This is a genomic window from Pantoea sp. Cr_R13 (assembly GCF_029222565.1).
GTDB lineage: Bacteria > Pseudomonadota > Gammaproteobacteria > Enterobacterales > Enterobacteriaceae > Pantoea > Pantoea eucalypti.
On the sequence record NZ_JARHXL010000013.1, the window covers coordinates 1,276,472 to 1,295,028 of the forward strand.

At 49.9% G+C, this 18,557-nt stretch carries 18 protein-coding genes and 1 pseudogene; 10 read left to right on the plus strand and 9 right to left on the minus strand.

Annotated features, from left to right (window positions below; genetic code table 11):
• The first annotated feature begins 266 nt into the window (after window positions 1–266).
• Window positions 267–1,453 (plus strand): annotated as a pseudogene (locus P2R09_RS13870) (IS3 family transposase).
• On the opposite strand, the gene P2R09_RS13875 reads toward P2R09_RS13870, so the two are convergent.
• Window positions 1,428–2,384, minus strand: a complete 957-nt coding sequence (locus P2R09_RS13875; protein WP_275770745.1) for an alpha/beta hydrolase — start codon at window positions 2,382–2,384, stop codon at window positions 1,428–1,430. The pseudogene P2R09_RS13870 and the gene P2R09_RS13875 overlap by 26 nt on opposite strands.
• Before the next feature lie 294 nt (window positions 2,385–2,678).
• Window positions 2,679–3,137, minus strand: a complete 459-nt coding sequence (locus tag P2R09_RS13880; RefSeq protein ID WP_275770525.1) for a helix-turn-helix domain-containing protein — start codon at window positions 3,135–3,137, stop codon at window positions 2,679–2,681.
• A gap of 69 nt (window positions 3,138–3,206) precedes the next feature.
• Between P2R09_RS13880 and P2R09_RS13885 the strand changes: the two genes are divergently transcribed.
• Window positions 3,207–4,160 carry an aromatic alcohol reductase gene (locus P2R09_RS13885; protein WP_275770527.1) on the plus strand — a complete coding sequence of 318 codons (954 nt, stop codon included), beginning with the start codon at window positions 3,207–3,209 and terminating at the stop codon, window positions 4,158–4,160.
• Between the two features lie 164 nt (window positions 4,161–4,324).
• Here the strand turns inward: P2R09_RS13885 and P2R09_RS13890 are convergent, their stop codons facing one another.
• The 3 genes from P2R09_RS13890 to P2R09_RS13900 all read right to left on the minus strand — a co-directional run bounded on the left by P2R09_RS13890 (window position 4,325) and on the right by P2R09_RS13900 (window position 7,170).
• Window positions 4,325–5,185, minus strand: a complete 861-nt coding sequence (locus P2R09_RS13890) for an SMP-30/gluconolactonase/LRE family protein (RefSeq protein WP_275770529.1) — start codon at window positions 5,183–5,185, stop codon at window positions 4,325–4,327.
• 99 nt (window positions 5,186–5,284) lie between these two features.
• Window positions 5,285–5,758 carry a DMT family transporter gene (locus tag P2R09_RS13895; protein WP_006121696.1) on the minus strand — a complete coding sequence of 158 codons (474 nt, stop codon included), beginning with the start codon at window positions 5,756–5,758 and terminating at the stop codon, window positions 5,285–5,287.
• A gap of 14 nt (window positions 5,759–5,772) precedes the next feature.
• Complete coding sequence (locus P2R09_RS13900) at window positions 5,773–7,170, minus strand: amidohydrolase family protein (RefSeq protein WP_275770532.1); 1,398 nt, start codon at window positions 7,168–7,170, stop codon at window positions 5,773–5,775.
• Between the two features lie 142 nt (window positions 7,171–7,312).
• Between P2R09_RS13900 and P2R09_RS13905 the strand changes: the two genes are divergently transcribed.
• The gene (locus tag P2R09_RS13905; RefSeq protein WP_275770534.1) at window positions 7,313–8,200 is read left to right on the plus strand and encodes a LysR family transcriptional regulator; all 888 of its coding nucleotides are present in this window, start codon (window positions 7,313–7,315) and stop codon (window positions 8,198–8,200) included.
• A 185-nt stretch (window positions 8,201–8,385) separates the two neighbouring features.
• On the opposite strand, the gene P2R09_RS13910 is transcribed toward P2R09_RS13905, so the two are convergent.
• Complete coding sequence (locus P2R09_RS13910) at window positions 8,386–9,279, minus strand: LysR family transcriptional regulator (protein WP_275770747.1); 894 nt, start codon at window positions 9,277–9,279, stop codon at window positions 8,386–8,388.
• Window positions 9,280–9,395: 116 nt separating this feature from the next.
• On the opposite strand from P2R09_RS13910, the gene P2R09_RS13915 reads away from it, so the two are divergent.
• The 3 genes from P2R09_RS13915 to P2R09_RS13925 all read left to right on the plus strand — a co-directional run bounded on the left by P2R09_RS13915 (window position 9,396) and on the right by P2R09_RS13925 (window position 11,548).
• A complete protein-coding gene (locus P2R09_RS13915) occupies window positions 9,396–10,361 on the plus strand; it encodes an aldo/keto reductase (protein WP_275770537.1) in 966 nt (321 codons plus the stop codon).
• Window positions 10,362–10,377: 16 nt separating this feature from the next.
• Window positions 10,378–10,893 carry an NAD(P)H-dependent oxidoreductase gene (locus P2R09_RS13920; RefSeq protein WP_275770540.1) on the plus strand — a complete coding sequence of 172 codons (516 nt, stop codon included), beginning with the start codon at window positions 10,378–10,380 and terminating at the stop codon, window positions 10,891–10,893.
• 82 nt (window positions 10,894–10,975) lie between these two features.
• A complete protein-coding gene (locus tag P2R09_RS13925) occupies window positions 10,976–11,548 on the plus strand; it encodes a flavin reductase (RefSeq protein ID WP_275770543.1) in 573 nt (190 codons plus the stop codon).
• 191 nt (window positions 11,549–11,739) lie between these two features.
• Here the strand turns inward: P2R09_RS13925 and P2R09_RS13930 are convergent, their stop codons facing one another.
• Entirely contained in the window at window positions 11,740–12,126 is a 387-nt protein-coding gene (locus tag P2R09_RS13930) for a helix-turn-helix domain-containing protein (RefSeq protein ID WP_275770545.1), read from the minus strand.
• Between the two features lie 308 nt (window positions 12,127–12,434).
• On the opposite strand from P2R09_RS13930, the gene P2R09_RS13935 reads away from it, so the two are divergent.
• Both P2R09_RS13935 and P2R09_RS13940 read left to right on the plus strand, forming a co-directional pair.
• Complete coding sequence (locus P2R09_RS13935; RefSeq protein ID WP_275770547.1) at window positions 12,435–13,010, plus strand: YceI family protein; 576 nt, start codon at window positions 12,435–12,437, stop codon at window positions 13,008–13,010.
• Window positions 13,011–13,226: 216 nt separating this feature from the next.
• Window positions 13,227–13,826 (plus strand): nitroreductase family protein, encoded by a 600-nt coding sequence (locus tag P2R09_RS13940; RefSeq protein ID WP_275770549.1) that lies wholly within the window; start codon window positions 13,227–13,229, stop codon window positions 13,824–13,826.
• 212 nt (window positions 13,827–14,038) lie between these two features.
• Here the strand turns inward: P2R09_RS13940 and P2R09_RS13945 are convergent, their stop codons facing one another.
• A complete protein-coding gene (locus P2R09_RS13945; protein WP_275770551.1) occupies window positions 14,039–15,229 on the minus strand; it encodes a CynX/NimT family MFS transporter in 1,191 nt (396 codons plus the stop codon).
• 87 nt (window positions 15,230–15,316) lie between these two features.
• On the opposite strand from P2R09_RS13945, the gene P2R09_RS13950 reads away from it, so the two are divergent.
• A complete protein-coding gene (locus P2R09_RS13950; RefSeq protein WP_275770553.1) occupies window positions 15,317–16,111 on the plus strand; it encodes a helix-turn-helix transcriptional regulator in 795 nt (264 codons plus the stop codon).
• Between the two features lie 153 nt (window positions 16,112–16,264).
• On the opposite strand, the gene P2R09_RS13955 is transcribed toward P2R09_RS13950, so the two are convergent.
• Window positions 16,265–17,974 (minus strand): chloride channel protein, encoded by a 1,710-nt coding sequence (locus P2R09_RS13955; RefSeq protein WP_275770555.1) that lies wholly within the window; start codon window positions 17,972–17,974, stop codon window positions 16,265–16,267.
• A 147-nt stretch (window positions 17,975–18,121) separates the two neighbouring features.
• Between P2R09_RS13955 and P2R09_RS13960 the strand changes: the two genes are divergently transcribed.
• Window positions 18,122–18,529: a MarR family transcriptional regulator gene (locus P2R09_RS13960; protein ID WP_275770557.1), complete on the plus strand. Its 408-nt coding sequence runs from the start codon at window positions 18,122–18,124 to the stop codon at window positions 18,527–18,529.
• The last annotated feature ends 28 nt before the right edge of the window (window positions 18,530–18,557 follow it).

The following is an 18,557-nucleotide window of genomic DNA, read 5'->3' on the forward strand; positions in this document are numbered from 1 at the left end:
CACTGCAATTGTGAAGATGGTCTCAAAAATGTGATCAGGCAGATTATTGCGTAATTTTTGAGGGTTTTTTAGTAGAGGTAACATCCTAAATTGTTTTAAGTAATTATTTAAAACAATTAAGGATGTTAAGAGGCTGGTATCAAAGTGTCTAATAGATGGTCAAATCGCATAAAAGACTCATTCTGTAATCATTTAACTGACCTGCGCCCGTTGATCAACACACCGCGATGTTAGTGATGTCTTCATAAACCACATCAGGACATCCCATGAAGAAGCGTTTTTCCGACGAACAGGTCATCAGTATTCTCCGCGAGGCTGAAGCCGGGGTTACTGCCCGTGAACTCTTCCGTAAGCACGCCATTTCTGACGCCACCTTTTACACCTGGCGCAAGAAGTATGGCGGTATGCAGGTGCACGGGGTTAAGCGCCTGAAGTCGCCTGAGAAAGAGAACGCCAGACTCAGGAAGCTGCCTGTAGAAGCCATACTGGATAAGGAGGCACTTCAGGTGGCTCTGGGTCGAAAGTGCTGACGACAGGCCAGAAGCAGGAAGCCGTTGAGTTTATGTGTGATGTGACTGGTCTGTCGCAACGTCGTGCCTGCAGGCTTACATGTTTGTCCCTGTAGACCTGCCGCTACGAGGCTCAGCGTCCGGCGGCTGATGCGCAGCTATCTCTACGCATCACAGAGCTGGCACTGGAGCGCAGGCGTTTTGGCTACCGCCGCATCTGGCAGTTACTGCGCCGTGAAGGCCTTCTGGTTAATCACAAGCGCGTATACCGCCTTTATCATCTCAGCGGGCTGGGCGTAAAACGCAGATGACGTCGTAAAGGACTGGCAACGGAACGTCTGCCGCTGCTTCGCCCGGATGCGCCTAACCTGACCTGGTCGATGGATTTCGACATGGACGCGCTGGCCACCGGTCGCAGAATAAAGTGCCTGACCTGCGTGGACGACTTCACGAAGGAATGCCTGACGGTCACTGTTGCCTTTGGGATTTCAGGTGTTCAGGTCACGCGAATTCTGGACAGCATCGCGCTCTTTCGCGACTATCCGGCTACGATAAGAACTGACCATGGGCCGGAGTTTACCTGTAGAGCACTTGACCAGTGGGCCTTTAAGCATTGTGTGGAGCTGCAGCTTATTCAGACCGATAAACCTACACAGCACGGATTTATTGAGAGTTTTACTGGACGCTTTCACGATGAATGTCTGAATGAGCACTGGTTCAGTGACGTCAGTCGTGCCAGGAAAACCATCAGTGAATGACGTCAGGATTATAATGAGTGCCGCCCGTACTTTGCGCTCAATTATCAGACGCCGTCTGAATTTGCGGCAGCCTGGAGAAAGGGTAATTCTGATAGTAAAGGATCTGACATTACTAATGTGAGCGTTGTATTTAATCCTGGGGGACAGGTCAAGCTGGCCATCATTTATTTTCAGGACCAAGATTAGTGAGGAACCAATCAACAACCCTATTTATGACTACGGGTTGATACCAGTGACCATCACCGTGTTCTGCACCTTCGATAAGTAAGTAATCTGCTTTGTTTCCCGATTCTAAAAGGGCTTTGTAAAGAATTTTGCTCTGATTAGGTGATACTAGCGTATCTTTACTTCCATGCATTATCAGGAACGGAGGTGTACGTCCTTTAATACGTCCTATAGGGCTTGCATTTATCGCCTTTTCAGGTGTGGAGCAGATGGAGGAACCTTCAAAGTCCCTGAAAGCCACCCCATTAATTAGCAGTGATTCAGTGACTGCAGGCGACTGATGCACCTTTTGACGATCCTCAGGAAAACCGTCACCTATGTTACGAAGGTCTGATATTCCATAAAGCGTGGTCACAGCCTGCACATCAGCGGACTGGCTGAGAAAATTGCCGTAATCGAATGATTTATCGCCATTAGTGGTACCAAGCATCTGAGCCAGCCATCCTCCAGCTGAATCACCTAATACACCAATTCGCGAGGGGTCAATACCATAATCGGGGGCATGTTGACGAAGGTACCTTACTGCTGCTTTAGCATCTATCAATGGCGCAGGGAAAACATCCGGAATTGTCCTGTATTCTGCCGCTGCAACAACAAAGCCAGCCTCCGCTAAGGCCATGCGCATTTCCAGAAATTTATTGTATTCAGCTGTCATAAATCCTCCCCCAGGAAAATAGATGATGGCTGGTTTCAAATCACTTGTGCGAGGAACCAGAAAAGACATATGCAACTGCCTGACCGAGCGCGTCTTTTTTACTGCCTCATATACCACATCACTGATATTGTCTATAGGGGTTCGATTCAAGTTGACCTGAATGATTTCCGCCCCATGAACATAGCCTGGGATATTTTTTAACTCAGATGAATTTTCACTATTCTTTTTAGAGCACATAAAAAACACCATTCTAAAAATATCAATCATCCGCTTCACCCATTATTAATCGGCGAGCAGCCCTGTCAGATAACCTTCAATCCAGAATTAATGATAGCGAAGCTAAATTCGGTTTAACACCCAAATGTAATATATACTGGCCAACATTGAAATCAGCAATAAATAAATTATAAATACATATAATTACCGTGCTGGCCCGGTAAAATCCGCCCTGTCTCCGGATGGCTACTTTAAGCATAATTATCAGAAGATAACAAATCGCAAAACTTCAATTGTTTATGAATGATTGCACATTCATTTTTTATATTCACGGCCACTTATATCCCGGGGGTTAATGTTATTTTTTTCATATATCAACCGATTTTCACGAAAGCGCTCAGCATTATCGACAATCCAGGTCCACAGCGGGATCATCCGTACAAGCATCTCCATACCTGTATCGGACAGCTCATATTCTACACGTGGCGGAATTTCATTGAAATCATGTCGGATAACCAGTCCGTCACGCTCAAGCTGTCGTAATGTACGGGTCAGCATGCGCTGAGTCACCCCATGCATACGCCTGCCAATTTCCGCGTGACGCAGTCTGCCATAAACGCCAAGCGTGTTGATAATGCCCAGTGACCAGCGACTTCCTGCATGAGCCAGCAACTCCCGCCGCAAGCCATCATCATCGTCTCTCAGCCCCTGACAAACAGCCTGAGAATACTTAAGAATATCGTCTCTATCCACCTCATCACTTCCCGGTATCATGCATGTACCTTCTTTTTAGGCCTGTTATGAATTGCTAGAGTGGTACAACAATTCATGTGAGGCCTGATTATGAATAAAACTGATCTTAATACTACGTCTGAAAATATCCTTGTACTCGGTGCCGGTGAGCTGGGACTCCCTGTTCTGCGAAATCTTGCCTTTCGGGCAAAAGAGGTGGAAGGAGCGAAAATCAGCATACTGCTGCGCGAAAGTACCATAATGTCAGATCAACCTGGCAAACAACTCGTTATTACAGAAATCAGAAACCTCGGAATCAATATAGTTACGGGTGATCTCGTCATGAGTTCAGTCGACGAACTGGCCGCCCTTTTTTCGCAATTTGATACAGTCGTTGGCTGCACCGGGTACGCAGCCGGAATAAATACGCCGATGAAACTGGCGCAGGCTGCTCTTAAAGCACGGATTCCACGATATTTTCCATGGCAGTTTGGTGCCGATTTTGATGCCATAGGGCGCGGCAGTCCTCAAGACATTTTCGACGCGCAGATTGACGTGCGTGATTTACTACGCAGCCAGCATGAAACTGAGTGGGTCATCATTTCGACCGGCATCTTCATGAGCTATTTGTTCGAACCAGACTTCGGTGTGGTCGATCTTCAGAACGATACTGTTCACGCACTCGGCAGTATTGATAATACCATGACGCTGACAACACCTGATGATATCGGAATGCTGACGGCAGCGATCGTATTTACAACTCCGCGCATCCGGAATGAAATTGTGTATATCGCAGGAGATACACTGACCTACGCAGAGGTAGCAGGTAAGCTGCAATCAGCACTTGGCCGTCCTTTCAGCTGCACAGAATGGAGCGAAAAATATCTGATGGATAAGCTGGCGCTTTCCCCGCAGGATATGATGTCCAAGTATCGTGCTGTTTTTGCGCAAGGGCGGGGAGTCGCATGGAGTAAAGAACAAACATTTAATGAACGCCATAACATTCCTGTTACTAATGTAGACTCCTGGATTAATGCAAACCTTATCCAGAGCAACTCAATTTAGTCTTATCTGCGCTGCTATAGTCAACGACTAAACCTTTTTCCTGTGGGGGATGAAAAAGACTTTATCCCCCCTTTCACAGGCTTCGTTATCTTCAACCAGCATCAGAAAATACCGTTTAAATATCAAAATACGCTGTCGCCTTGATGGCGATGAAAGCATAAAGGTTATGGCAGGTGCGCTGAAAACCGGCTCTCAGGTAAACCGGCAGATACAGCTGAATCCGCTTTCAACAGTGCTCCATCATGCTCTGACGGTAAAGACAGGCCTACGCTGGCACTGGTGCAATAGAGCGTTTTGAATGCCTCTCCCGCGAGTGTCGGGCAGGTGCTCTGAATACCGGGAGATGGCAGGATACAGTCTGTTGTTCCATCCGGACGATAACGTACTACACGGTTTCCTCCCCACTCAGCATTCCAGACATAGCCCATTGCGTCCACGCATGAGCCATCAGGCGCGCCATCACCTTCTGTTTCAGTGAACACACGCTGATGATCTAGAGAAGGATAATCGCAGCACATTATACGGTGCTGCATGGAGTCGCAGTAATACATCGTGCCGCCGTCCGGACTGAAACAGATACTGTTCGGGATAGCTACCTCTGGCAGAGGAAGCGTCTCAATGCTGAGCGTCACCGCATTAAGCCTGTGAAATTTACCGATGACTTTCGCGGGAAAACCATCATCCATTGTTCCGAAGACGAAGTTGCCGTCTCGGTCGCATCGCCCGTCTCCTGTACGGGTTCCCGGCTCTCCCGGCGAGTCTGCTAACGGGATAAATTCACCGGTATCGATGTTACAGAAGGCCAGCCGGGAGGCCAGGGCCATCAGCAGGACGTTCTCTTTTTCAGTCAGTGCAAATGATCCAAGACGTTCAGGAAGTGCCCATCGCATGACGATATCGGTACCTTCTTCTAAAGCGAGCAGCTCACTGCCTTCAATGTCAGTCCAGTAAAGCCTGCGTGTTCTTTCGCACCAGAGGGGACACTCGCCCAGCAAATTTCTGACATTGGCCGCTGATGAAAACATGTGATTTCTCCGGAAGAGATAAAATTATCATTCTGGCTGAACTGAAGGTCACGGACGCCTGCATTCGGGCATACGTCCGCAACCGGCAGTATTGCCTTATTAATGCATAAAACGCTCAGTAAACCGGTCGCCAAAAAGCATGATGGCGAGTCCAATCAACATGACCAGCATTCCTCCCAGCTTCAGCAACGAGACTGGCCGCCTTATCGCGCCCAGCAGGCCAAAATTGTCGATCACCTGTGATGAGAGTAGCTGTCCGACAATTGCCAGACCGAGCAGGGCTGAAAAACCGATTTTGGGAGCGAGTACAACGTAGCTGAATAACGCACAGGCACCAATCAGTCCGCCCGCCAGACTCCACACAGGCTGCGAAGGAATGGCAGCAAGGGAGGTGAATAACCCTCCACGCAGCAGCGAGTAAATTCCAAGGCCGAACGCCCCGGCCGTAAAGGAAAACAACGCGGCGGTGACCGGATCCCCGCCGAGCCCTTTTGCAAGCTGACTGTTCAGGGTCGTCTGAAGGGTAATACCCAGGCCCGCTGCAAAAGCTATTACGTAATAAATCGCGCTCATGCTGTTATTCCCTGTCAGTTTGCCTGGACCAGCGGCAGGAATTTTTCCGCAAAGATGTCTGGCTCATATCCTGCAGCCGCAAACAGGTGCTCGCGTGATTCATCAATGGCGGCGCGAAGGCGCTCACTGTCCACACCCAGCACTTTGCCGTTCTGCTTGACGATGCGCCCGCCGATCATCACGGTATCGATGTTGCTGCGTTCAGCTGCATGTACCACCGTTCCGAATGCATTTCCGTTCGGGTAAAGGTTGAGGTCAGCCGCGTTAATCAGGATCAGATCAGCCTGTTTGCCCGGCGTCAGGCTGCCCACTTTATCCTGCAGACCGGCACAAAATGCACCATCGACCGTTGCCGATTTAAGCAACTGCGCTGCCGGGATCGTAGTCAATGAATGCGCTGAATCACAGCAGTGCTGCTTATGCATACCCATTACGCGCTGCAGATAAAACGCCACGCGCATTTCCATAAACATGTCGGTGCTGTAAGACGTTTCGTTATCCACGCTCAGACCCGGTGTGATGCCATGACGCTGCGCAGCCTCAATGGCAAACATCCCGCTTTCAATGCCGTAGTGCGAATCTGAGCGCGGGCAGACGTTTACCCGCACGCCGGCGTCGCGCAGGATTTCCCAGCCCTCATCAGGCAGCGCGGTACAGTGGTTAAAGATATTGTCCGGACCCAACAGGCCCTGCTGATGCAGAGATTCAAGCTCGGAGGCCATCTCAGCACCAAAGAACTCGGTCACGATCGGCAGCCCCAGCCTGCGGGCCTCAGCCCACAATTCCGGCTCCAGCTGTGCCATGACGCCCAGCGTCACAAGACTCTCAGGATTATCCCTGAAATATTTTTCCTGCAGTCGCTGCCAATTGCCAGGCCAGTGCGCTTTATCCCATTCGCCAGCTACCGGCGCGCCGGACGCATGAATAGCGCGAATACCGGCATCGAGCAGGGCTTCAACGGCGGCGTCTGAATGCGCTGCGGTACGGCTGTTGTGCGAATTATCAATCATGGTAGTGATACCCGCATCAATCGCGCCCAGCGCCGTCAGGAGATTACCGACATAGATATCGGCGGGCCGGTAATATTTCGCGAACGAGAAATGCGTGGCATTGCTGTAGTCGTCCAGACAGGTGGCGTTGGGGTTGATGCGGCGCAGCTGACCTTCCCAGGCGTGACGATGAGAATCGACCATCCCCGGCATGGCAATCATGTTTCTGGCATCAATGACGTGAGCACCCTCGGCGTTCAGGTCCTTACCAATGGCAGTGATGGTTGAACCTGTGACAAGAATATCGCCACGTTCAAGGTTACCAACATTCTCATCCATACTCAGTATGGTTGCACCGCGGATCAGTGTTACCGGCGCATTCGCCGTCTGATTATTAACAATATTTCTGATGTAATCGGTCATTTGAATTGTCTCTTTCAGGTTCAGAAGGAAAACAATACGCCTCCTGTTTAAACTGAAAAAGATGACTAACGCGTTTTCATCATTCAGGATTTGCGAATAATGAGTATTATCAACGTTACATGCTATTAAGGAGTGCAGTCAGGTGGATCGAATTCAGGCTATGCAGGTTTTTATAAGGGTGGCTGAGGCCGGAAGCTTTGTCCGGGCAGCGGAAACACTGTCCCTGCCTTCTTCTACTGTTACCAGCACCATCAAAAATCTGGAGAAGTATCTGCAGGTGCGTCTGCTGAACCGGACCACAAGACGGGTCAGCCTTACTCCGGAAGGTCTGCAGTATCTGGCGCAGTGCCGGGAAATTCTGGCCTTAATTGAACATACGGAAGCCAGCCTGGCCGATTTGAACAGGCGCCCCCGTGGCCGTTTACGCGTTGATATGCCTGGCGGTATAGCGCACTTCATCGTTATGCCAAACCTGAAAGAGTTCTACAGCCGTTATCCTGATATTTACCTGATGATCGGCGTCAGCGACCGGCAGGTTGACCTGGTTCAGGAGGGCGTGGACTGCGTGATCAGAACCGGAGAGTTACTTAACTCCACGCTTGTAGCCCGCCCGCTCGGAGAATTTCGCTGGATCACCTGCGCCTCTCCCGACTATCTCAGGGAGTACGGTACTCCGCAGTCACCTGAAGATTTATCTCATCACCGGGCTATTCATTATTTTTCCGGACAAAGCCGGCGTACAGACGAATTGCGTTTTGTAAAGGGAACAGAAACGCTGTCCGTATCCGTCAGTGGGCAGGCAGCCGTCAACGAGACGGGGCTTTATATAAAAATGTGCCTTGAAGGGTTCGGACTGGCGCAGCTTGCTGAAAATGTTGTAGCAGAACACCTGGAGAAAGGAACGCTGGTTGAAGTTCTGGCCGATTGGCAGCCGCCGTCTGTCCCAGTCACGCTACTTTATCCTCATCAACGTTTTCTTTCCCCTGCTGTACGTGCATTTGCAGACTGGATAGATGAAATATTCAGTTGATACGTCTGTCACAGCTTCCCGTTGTACATTAAAAGTCGCCCGTATTCAGGGAGCATGAACGAACGGCAGACTTTGTTTCTGCGGATCCAGGCATCCCGGAGCAGCAACTTCCCGGAGAAAGACTGTCACCAGTCCGGTTTATGGGGGACGCCGGCTAAGAGCACCATCCGCATCAGGGCCCTCTTTTAACTGAAGTGTCTGAGTAAAATATTTTCAAGAATGTGAAAAACGGTCCTGATGCGCTGCGGTACCAGGGTCTGATAGGGCCGGTAAAGATATAGCTGCCAGGTTTCCAGTTTCAGTTCCGGCAGGACATTCACCAGCCTGCCGTCTTCCAGGTATTCCTTACAGGCCAGATTACTTGACTGAATGACGGCTTTACCGGCTAACGCAGCCTGGATTTCAGACTGGGAGTCAGTGGTAAAAAACTCCAGGTTACGCGGTACAAAAGTATCGACGCCATCGAGCATATATTCGAATACTTTGCCGGTTTCAGGATTCAGCAGGCCACTGAAAGGGTAGCGCTGGCGCAGATCGTCGAAATTTTCCGGCGCACCCAGCTTCTCAATGAGTCCGGGTGATGTCATCAGCGCATGATGAACCAGCGTAATGGGCCTGACGATAAAATTCGGGTTTGGCTCCCGCTCTATACGGATCCCCATGTCAATGCGGTTCTGGACAGTATCCAGCTTCATCATGTCTAACCGCCAGTCTATAAACAGCTCAGGATAAGGATCCAGGGCGGTAAGAAGCTCGTATAACACCTGCTCGTGGCCGGGAAACCGGAATAATGTGATCCTCACAATTCCCTTCATGTCATTGTCATCTCTGGCCGTCTGAAAAAGGGCCTCTGAGTCTTCAAGCAGCCGCATGGCCTTCGGCAGGAAAAGCTCACCAAAGCTGGTCAGCACAATTGATCGGGTATTCCGCTTAAAAAGTGGCTCGCCGAGCTGATTTTCCAGTTCGGCAATAGTCCGCGTCACTACTGAAGGAGAAATGGCCAGTCTGACTGCTGCTTCACGAAAGTTCATCGTTTCTGCAGCGGCAACAAAAAATTTCAGCGCATCAAGTTTATTCATCATTGTTGTTATTTTAGCAATTCTGACTTTCAAAATTAACAATTTTTCAGCAACAAAGCCAGCCGTATACTTAACGCCTCAGAATCATAAATGCTTTAAAAAAGGGTTAAATAATCATGAAAATGAGAAGGTTAGGCAGCCAGGGACTTCATGTCTCGGAAATGGGGCTGGGGTGCATGGGCATGGACCATGGCTATGGCTATTCAGTTGAAATCCGTGAGCGAACAAAGCTGATAGACAAGGCTGTAGAACTGGGCTGCAACCTTTTCGACACTGCCCCCATTTACGGATTTGAAAACGAAGAACTGCTGGGTGTTGCGCTCAGCAAACACAGGGACAACGTTGTCATCGCGACCAAATTTGGCGTGACCGGCATGGAAAACATTGATGGACAGCTGGTGCCGGTATTAGACAGCCGTCCGGCGTCTGTCAGAGAGCAACTTGAAGGTTCACTCAGTCGCCTGCAAACCGACCATATCGACCTGTTTTATCAGCATCGTGTCGATCCAAAAGTTGAGCCGGAAGTGGTGGCGGGATTAATGAAAGAGCTGATCGCGGAGGGAAAAATAAAGTACTGGGGCTTATCCAATGCGCCTGTATCTTACATACGCCGCGCTCATGCCATCTGCCCGGTCACCGCGGTTGAAGACCAGTATTCAATGATGTGGCGTAAACCTGAGCAGGATTTGTTTAAAGTCTGCGATGAACTTGATATTGGCTTTATGGCCTACAGCCCGCTGGGTAATGGATTCCTGAGTGGTCAGGTGACCGCTGATACAACCTACGGGAAAGGCGATTACCGGGGCATGATGGGGCGCTTCAAACCTGAAGTAATGGAACATAACCAGGCGCTACTGGATTTGATTGCTCAAATCGCGAAAAAAAACAACGCAACTTCAGCGCAGATTGTTCTTGCCTGGGAGCTGGCTCAGAAGCCTTACATCGTACCGATCCCGGGAACAACGAAATTACATCGGCTCGAAGAGAATTTTCACGCCGCAAATGTTCAGCTCAGTGACGCTGAATTAAATGATATCAATGAAGCTTTATCCCGGCTTGAAATTGACGAAACATTTTTCTGAAAAATAAGAGATCGACATGAAAACAACTGTATTTGTTACCCACCCCAACATTAATCAGTCACGGGTAAACTCAGCCCTGGCAAAAGGTGCAGCATCACTGACCGACGTTGAAGTGCGTTATCTGTATGACCTGTATCCGGATGGCAAAATCGACGTGGCCGCTGAACAGGCTGCACTGGAAAAGACGGATCGTATCGTGCTGCAGTTTCCTATGCAGTGGTACAGCACGCCGCCACTTCTTAAACAGTGGCTTGACGATGTACTGACGTACGGCTGGTCACATGGTGGAGAAACACAGGCGCTGCGCGCCAAGCAACTCATGCTGGCTGTTTCGCTGGGTGGTGCAGAGTCTGCCTATCAGTCTGATGGCGCTGCCGGACATACGGTAGGCGAGTACCTGCTGTCTTTTGAAACCATCTCCGGGTATCTGGGTATGAACTACATCAAGCCGTTTATTACAGGCGGAAGCGCGACGATAACTGACGAAGAAATCGCAGCTCAGGTCGGACGATACAAAACGGTATTAGCCTGATTACCTTCGGGCGACCATCAGTGTTTTAAATGTGCCGTTGCCGTTAACGGCACATTTTTCATCTGTGGGAAGGAGAAATCCTGTGTCTTTACAGCCAGTTGAACTGAATAAAGCATACCGATTATTGCAGGTCGGCCCAACTACAATGATTTCCGCTAAACACAATGGTAATGCCAATGTAATGGCCGCCGCATGGGTAAGTCTGGTGGGGATCAATAAAGTCATGGCGTATATCAGTCCACAGGCTTACACCCGTGGATTGGTGAAAGAAAGTGGTCTGTTTGCCGTACAGATACCCGTAGTCAGCCAGATGGAAACCGTTTTGTACGCAGGTGAGCACAGCTACCGTGACAGGCCTGACAAGAATCATAAAATACCGATGTTCTATATGAAAGAGTTTGATATTCCGCTGGTAAAGGGCTGTGCTGGCTGGCTTGTATGTAAGGTAATGCCCAATGCGGCATATGAGCTGGAACATAATCTGTTTATGGGAGAAATTGCCGGCGCGTGGAGTGACGATCGGGTTTTTCGCAATGGGCACTGGATATTTGATGAAGCACCAGACGAATTACGAACCATATACTATGTCGCCGGGGGGCAGTTTTATGCCATCGGCAAAGGAACCCGCTTTGACCATGGTCCGGGCAAAGACTGATACACGAGTGCTTTTTGTACTGGTACAACAAACTGCAGGTGCTGGTTGTTAAAATGCCTTTCTGTTCCCTTATGACCAGCAGCAAGTAATGTTGCCTCTGAGCCAGCAAGGGAAGCCGCTTTCGACGCCTGCAGCCTGCCTTCCTATATGCTCCTGTCAGCCCGCAGCACTCATAAATGAACAATGGCATATCAAAGAGAAGGATCTGTGTCTTTAACCAGAAAGTGACAGTTTTGTTCTACCCACCGGTTGAGTTCATTTGCTGCCTGCCAGAGGGATGTTCCCAGCTCCGTGAGTGCATATTCGACTTTGGGCGGTACTTCACGAAAGACAGTGCGCGTAACAAGATGCCTGCTTTCAAGTTCCTTAAGATTCTGTGACAGCACCTTTTCTGATATGCCCTGAATTTTTCTTCGCAAATCACCCGGCCTCGATGCACCGTCAGAAAGGGCATGAATAATGAGCAATGTCCATTTGCTGATCAGAACCTCCAGAACTTCCCGTGCAGGACAAGCTTCTTTTAATATATCACCGGGATTTCTGTTATCAAGCGTAAAACAGGGTGTATATTTTTCCATACTTACCTTTAGGTGGGTACTTGAAGGTAAGTTAGTCTAAATCTACTATAGCGCTCAAATCAAGAGATTTGCATATGCCATGCTGCTGCGGCTTAACCATCGTAATTATTGAAATAGCCAGATAATGAGTTGGTAATGCTGAGTTTGTGACTCGATAGCGTCAAACCTTACGGACACTGATAGCCATTAGCCGCCAGCACGAAAAAAAATAATTTTTTTGTAATAACGATAGTTTTATCAAATAAGCTGGCTTGCTATATAAGCGCCTGCGCTAATAAAAATCAATCCTTATGACTCGGGTTATATCAATGAAATATCATGTACTTTCTGCTTCACTGCTATTTTCACTTCTTTTTACTACTGCTGCACAGGCGAAAACAGCGAGTTATAAGCTTGATGAATCGCATACGTCTGTGGTTATCAGCTGGAACCACCTGGGTTTTTCGAACCCGACAGCATCCGTCCATAACGTGGATGGCACAGTTGAGTTCGATCCGGCAACGAAAACTTTATCGCTGGTTGATATCAATATTCCTGTAGCCAGCATCGATACTGGCGTTCCAGCACTGAATAAAGAGTTTGTCCAGCCAGATTATTTTGATGCGGAGAAGTATCCGGTCGCAAATTTTAAAAGCACCAGTATAAAAAGTAATGGCGATAAATATGATGTGTACGGCAATCTAACTATTAAATCCATAACCCGACCGGTTATTCTTCATGCAACCCTGAATAAAGCAGGTTTCCAGGCTATGGAGAAGAAAAACGCAGTAGGGTTTAATGTCACTGGTATGATTAAGAGATCCGACTTTAAAATTGATAAATACGTTCCATATGTAAGCGACAATGTCACACTGACCGTGTCTTCGGAGGCATATTCAGATTAATTAGATGCTGAGCCGTTAACGCTTCAGAGACGTGGACTGATGAAGCATGTTTATTTACAGTCCAGACTTTTACCAGTGTTGCATCCTGTTCGCAATCCTTCGAAAAGAATGAACTAATGAGTCAGCGTGTATTACTGCATGCTGACCCTACCAGTCCGGTTAGAGGGCAAGATGGGGAAAAATATGATGTCAGACAATTCATCTGAGGGCTAATTCATGACAGGTAACTTTTTAGAACTTGCCAGAAAACGGCGCACCATTTATGAACTTGGAAAAGATATTCCTGTCCCGGAGAACGAGCTGATAGGCACTGTAATTGAAGCAGTGAAGCAGGCTCCTTCTGCTTTTAACTCGCAAAGCTCAAGGCTTCTGATTTTACTGGGTGAGCAGCATGCTCGCTTCTGGGAACTCACGCGTGAGCAGTTACGAAAAATTGTCCCTGCAGAGAGTTTTTCTGCAACTTCAGACAAAATAGATGGATTTGCAGCGGCTGCTGGCTCAATACTTTTTTTCGAGGATCAGTATGTTATTCAGGCACTTCAGGAGCAGTTTGCGGCCTATGCTGACAGTTTCCCGGTATGGTCTGAGCACAGCACTAGTATTGCACAGTATGCTGTCTGGCTGGCGCTGGCGGAAAAAGGAATCGGTGCCAACCTGCAACATTATAATCCTCTGATCGACGACGATGTTCGCATCGGGTGGAATGTTCCTTCATCCTGGAAACTCCGCGCGCATATGAATTTCGGTGCCATCCTTTCACCCGCTGCAGAAAAAGCCTTTATGAGCGACGAAAAGCGATACATCGTTGCAAGGTAGGCCGGAAGATTTGCTTCTCATTACATTTACAGCCAGCGACCGCCCCGAGTTCCGGGGCGGTCGCTTAGGCTATCCTCGTTTTAAACGGCCCATCAGCGTAAAGCCCGCTGTTTGGGATTAAGAACGGTCCCGATAGCAGTAAAATTATTCAGAGCGACAGTTATGAGCATTCATAACACAAAACCGAGCGCTCCCCTGCTGTGTCTGAGATCTCAATCCGGCTGCTGTGCAGGTTCCAGGTGCGCATTTCTTCCTGCAGCCATTCCGGTGCAGGCACCTGCGACCGCGATTGCTGCGGTCATCAGTAACGGTACCGTCCAGCCTCCGGACAGCTCCCGTACTTTACCCAGCAACAGTGGCCCCATTGCCGCCATCAGATAACCGACACTATGTGCCATGCCTGACAGCGCGGCAGCATCACCGGCATTTTTGGTACGCAGCCCGATGAAGGTCAGACCCAGCATCATGCTGGCACCAGAGCCGAAGCCGAGAAGCGCCGCCCACAGCATCGCCAGATTCGGCAAATACAGGATGCCGATATAGGACACCGCGGTTACCAGGCTGACGCCAGCAGCAGCTAATTTCTGATCGTTAAGACGGCGCAGCGTGGCGGCCAGAATCAGGCCGGGAATGGCGGTGGTCAGCTGAAGGATGCCGTGTACCTCACCAGCCTGAGCTGAGGAGAGTCCGCTGTCCGTAAGAATGGCTGGCAGCCAGCCGACAGCAACATAAAACGGCATCGCATTCAGGCCCATAAACAGGGTGACCTGCCATGCCAGAGGCGAGCGCCAGACCGCGATGGTCGCAGTTTTTTTCACACCTGCTGCTGGCAGCTGATGCTTCTTCGTTAACTGGGGCAACCATAAAAACAGCGCAAGGAGTGGTGCAATAACCAGCATGGCTAATGCGATGTTCCAGCCCCAGCGCTGCGTCAGAGGAATGATAAAGGCAGAGCCAATGGCACCAGCCGCGCCCATGGTGATGGAATATGCCCCCGTAACGGAAGCCACGTTGCCGGAAAAGTCACGCTTTATAAGGCCAGGCAGAAGGACATTGCCCAGGGCAATCCCGATACCTATCAATAGGGTTCCGCCATAAAGCGCCCAGGCACTGCCTGTGGAGCGAAGCAGAATGCCGGCTGAAATCACGGCGAGTGCACCAAAAAGGGTGCGTTCCAGACCGTACTTCCTGGATACGGAGGCGCTCAGGGGTGAAAAGGCAGCAAAGGCCAGTAAAGGCAGTGAGTTAAGCAACCCAACGGCAGTAATACTTAGCCCAAAATCATGGCGAATTGACTCTAAAACGGGTGCAACAGCGGTAAAAGGAACACGCAGGTTAATGGCGATAAAGAGGATACCGGTCACAAGTATGACTGAAGACCACTTGTTCGTAGTGTGGGACATAAACTGTGCTTTCTCTGAAAAAAAGAAAGACTTTAAAGTACGCATGAGTTACAGAATACAGATAATCTGACAACATATAACTAAATCATGCCAGCTCATAAGAAACCGGTGACCTCGCCGGAAGAATTTACAGCCGATGTATTCAGTCAGGCTGCTGTCGCCCTGCATGTATCTTCATCTGGCGAGTATGCCGGGCAGAGTCCGCATGCCCATCGTAAAGGCCAGCTTATTCTCTCTTTGCGAGGAGCAGTAAGCTGTGAGGTTGAAGACGCGCTGTGGCTTGTTCCACCTGGACATGCTGTCTGGGTACCGGGTGAAATCCCTCACAGCTGCCGGGTCACAAAGAATGCAGAGACCTGCTTTCTGTTTATCGAACCCGGCGCGGCAGCGATGCCGGAAACCTGCTGTACCCTGGCGATTAGTCCTCTGGTCCGCGAACTTGTTCTGTTTCTGGCGGAGCAGGAACATGCTTATTTGCCTGACAGTAAAACCGCGAGGCTGGCAGCGGTGCTGCTGGAACATATACCGGACGTGCCGGTTAAAGCGCTCCACCTGCCGGTATCCGGCCATCCTAAAATCCAGGCTATGGCTGAGAGACTTTTTAAGGCCCCTGAAGACCGGAGGACATTAAAAGAGTGGGCTGTACACCTGGCAACCAGCGAGCGATCGCTGGCCAGGCTGATAAAAACTGCCACAGGACTGAGCTTTGGTCGCTGGCGTCAGCAACTGCATTTAATGATTGCCCTGAGCCATCTGGCTGAAGGGCTGTCTGTGCAGCGCGTAGCCGGTATGCTGGGTTATGATTCGGTCAGTGCGTTTATCACCATGTTCAGAAAAGCGCTCGGGAAGTCACCGACGCAATATTTTTCTTCCCTCGACTGATGCAATAAAACGCAAACCGGATTTTTACAAAGACTGTCAGCGTCCGCTTTTCGCTCATAGCGGACAGCAAGCAAGCTGAAGGAGCGCCTCAGACGTTACCATATTTCCCCAGCATTGAGCCGGGGAAACCTTAAACAGTTGAATAAACTGCATCTAGTCTGATTTGCGTAATTGCAGATATTTCATCTTGTGAACTTCTGCCTTTTTTGACAGATAACGCACACGGAAAATATCATGTCGCGTAATCACACCTTTAACCTGCCCTGACCCGGTTTCGGTTACCACTACCATACCTGTTTCTTCGTTAAAGAGATGGTCTGCGATGTCGCTGCATAAGGTGTCAGCATGAGCGCTGATTTGAGGTTCCCCGCCAATCAACTCCTTCAATGTTAATTCGCTGGCACGCTGCTGCAACTGCCATTGAATCATCTCTTTGCGCGAAACCACCGAAATAAACTGGCCCTGCGCATTCACTACGGGATAATGATGATGCGCGTGTAAATCGCTCATCAAGTCAATAACCTGATACAGCGGCATAGAGTCAGGTAAGGTTGCGGGCGCGGCAGTCATAATGTGTTGTGCTTTGGTGGTTTCCAGCGTATCAGTGGCAAACTCCTGCACAATATGGTGCCCCCGGCGCGCCAGACGTTCGGTAAAGATTGAGCGTGGCATCATCAATACGCTCAGCGCATAAGACGCCACGGCTGCACCTAATGCCACAGGCAGCAGCTCAAACCGGCCCGTCACTTCCACCGCAAAAAGCGTTCCTGTCAAAGGTGCACGCATCGCACCGCTGAGAATCCCGGACATGCCTGCCATGACTAGCATGCCACCGTAGCCAGGCAGCAGATGTGCCGCCACTGCACCTACTGCGCCACCAATGATCAGCAACGGTGCCACCACCCCGCCAGAGGTGCCTGAGCCAAGTGATACCAGCCAGACTATACTTTTTACCAGCAACAGCGAAATGATGATGTTAACTGCCAGCGAGCCATCTAACAGGTTTTGAATACTGGCATAGCCTGCACCCAGCACCCGTGGCTGAATAATGCCTCCTACACCTACAACGACGGAACCCAGCGCGGGCCACCACATCCAGTGGACTGGCAGCTGATGAAACCACTCTTCCAGTCGATACAGGCTTTTTGATAACGCTACGGCAACCACGCCAGTCAGTGCGCCTATACCGATCGCCGCGAAAAGTTGCATTGGCTGCAGATGAAATTCCAGCTGTAAAGGAAATATGGCACCCGTGCCAATCAGCGCGTTGCGCCAGCACCAGGACACTAATACTGCACTGACCACGGGAATAAAACTGCGTGGTTTCCACTCGAACAACAGCACCTCAAGTGCCAGCATTACCGCCGCGAGCGGCGCATTAAAGATAGCGGTCATGCCCGCCGCCGCCCCTGCCACAAGCAGGGTTTTACGTTCGGCTGCGCTGAGATGAAATAACTGAGCAAACAAAGAACCAATCGCACCGCCGGTCATGATGATCGGTCCTTCTGCCCCAAACGGGCCGCCACTGCCAATCGACACTGCCGAGGAGAGCGGTTTGAGCACTGCAACTTTGGGCGACATCCGGCTTTCGCTGTAGAGAATGGCCTCGATCGCTTCCGGAATGCCGTGGCCGCGAATTTTTTCCGAACCAAAACGCGCCATAACACCAATAATCAGGCTGCCCAGCACGGGTGCCGCAACAATGTGTAGCGCGTCCGCGTTACCCGGCATCAGGTGCTCAGTAAATGAAAACTGATGGTACCAGAACAGATTGGTCATCAGGGCTATCAGATGCATCAGCACAATGGCACCGAACGCGCCACCCGATCCTATGAGAATGCCCATCAGTGCAAGTATAATCACGCGCCTTGTTACAGAGTGGTCAGAAAGTTTAGGGCGATGTGGGGAATCGGATAACGTGTCTCGCATCATATTGCACCTCTTTACAATGTTGAAACGCGCAATTTACATCGCAATACGATACAAATTCAATGAGGGAAGGTTTTCAACATGTCACAACCGAAAATGAAAGATGTCGATTACGCCCTTCTCGCGGATTTTCGCGCCACATTACGTGCCTTTACGGCTTTCAGTGAAACGAAGGCACGCAGCATGGGGTTGACGCCGCAGCAGCATCAGGCCCTGCTGACAATACGCGGGACTGCTACAGGCAACGCCACAGTGGGTTATGTAGCAGAACGTCTGATGTTAAAACCGCACAGTGCATCGGGCTTACTGAGCCGCTTAGAAGAGGCAGGACTGGTGATACGCGAGCAGGATAAAACCGACCAGCGCAAAACCTTTTTGCGATTGACGGAGGAAGCAGAACAACGGCTTGAGTCGCTCTCACGAGCCCATCTGGAAGAGTTAAGCAACTTAAAACCGATGTTACTCTCAATGATAAACCAGTTCTGCTGAACTGCTCCCTGTTAACTGATACACGACT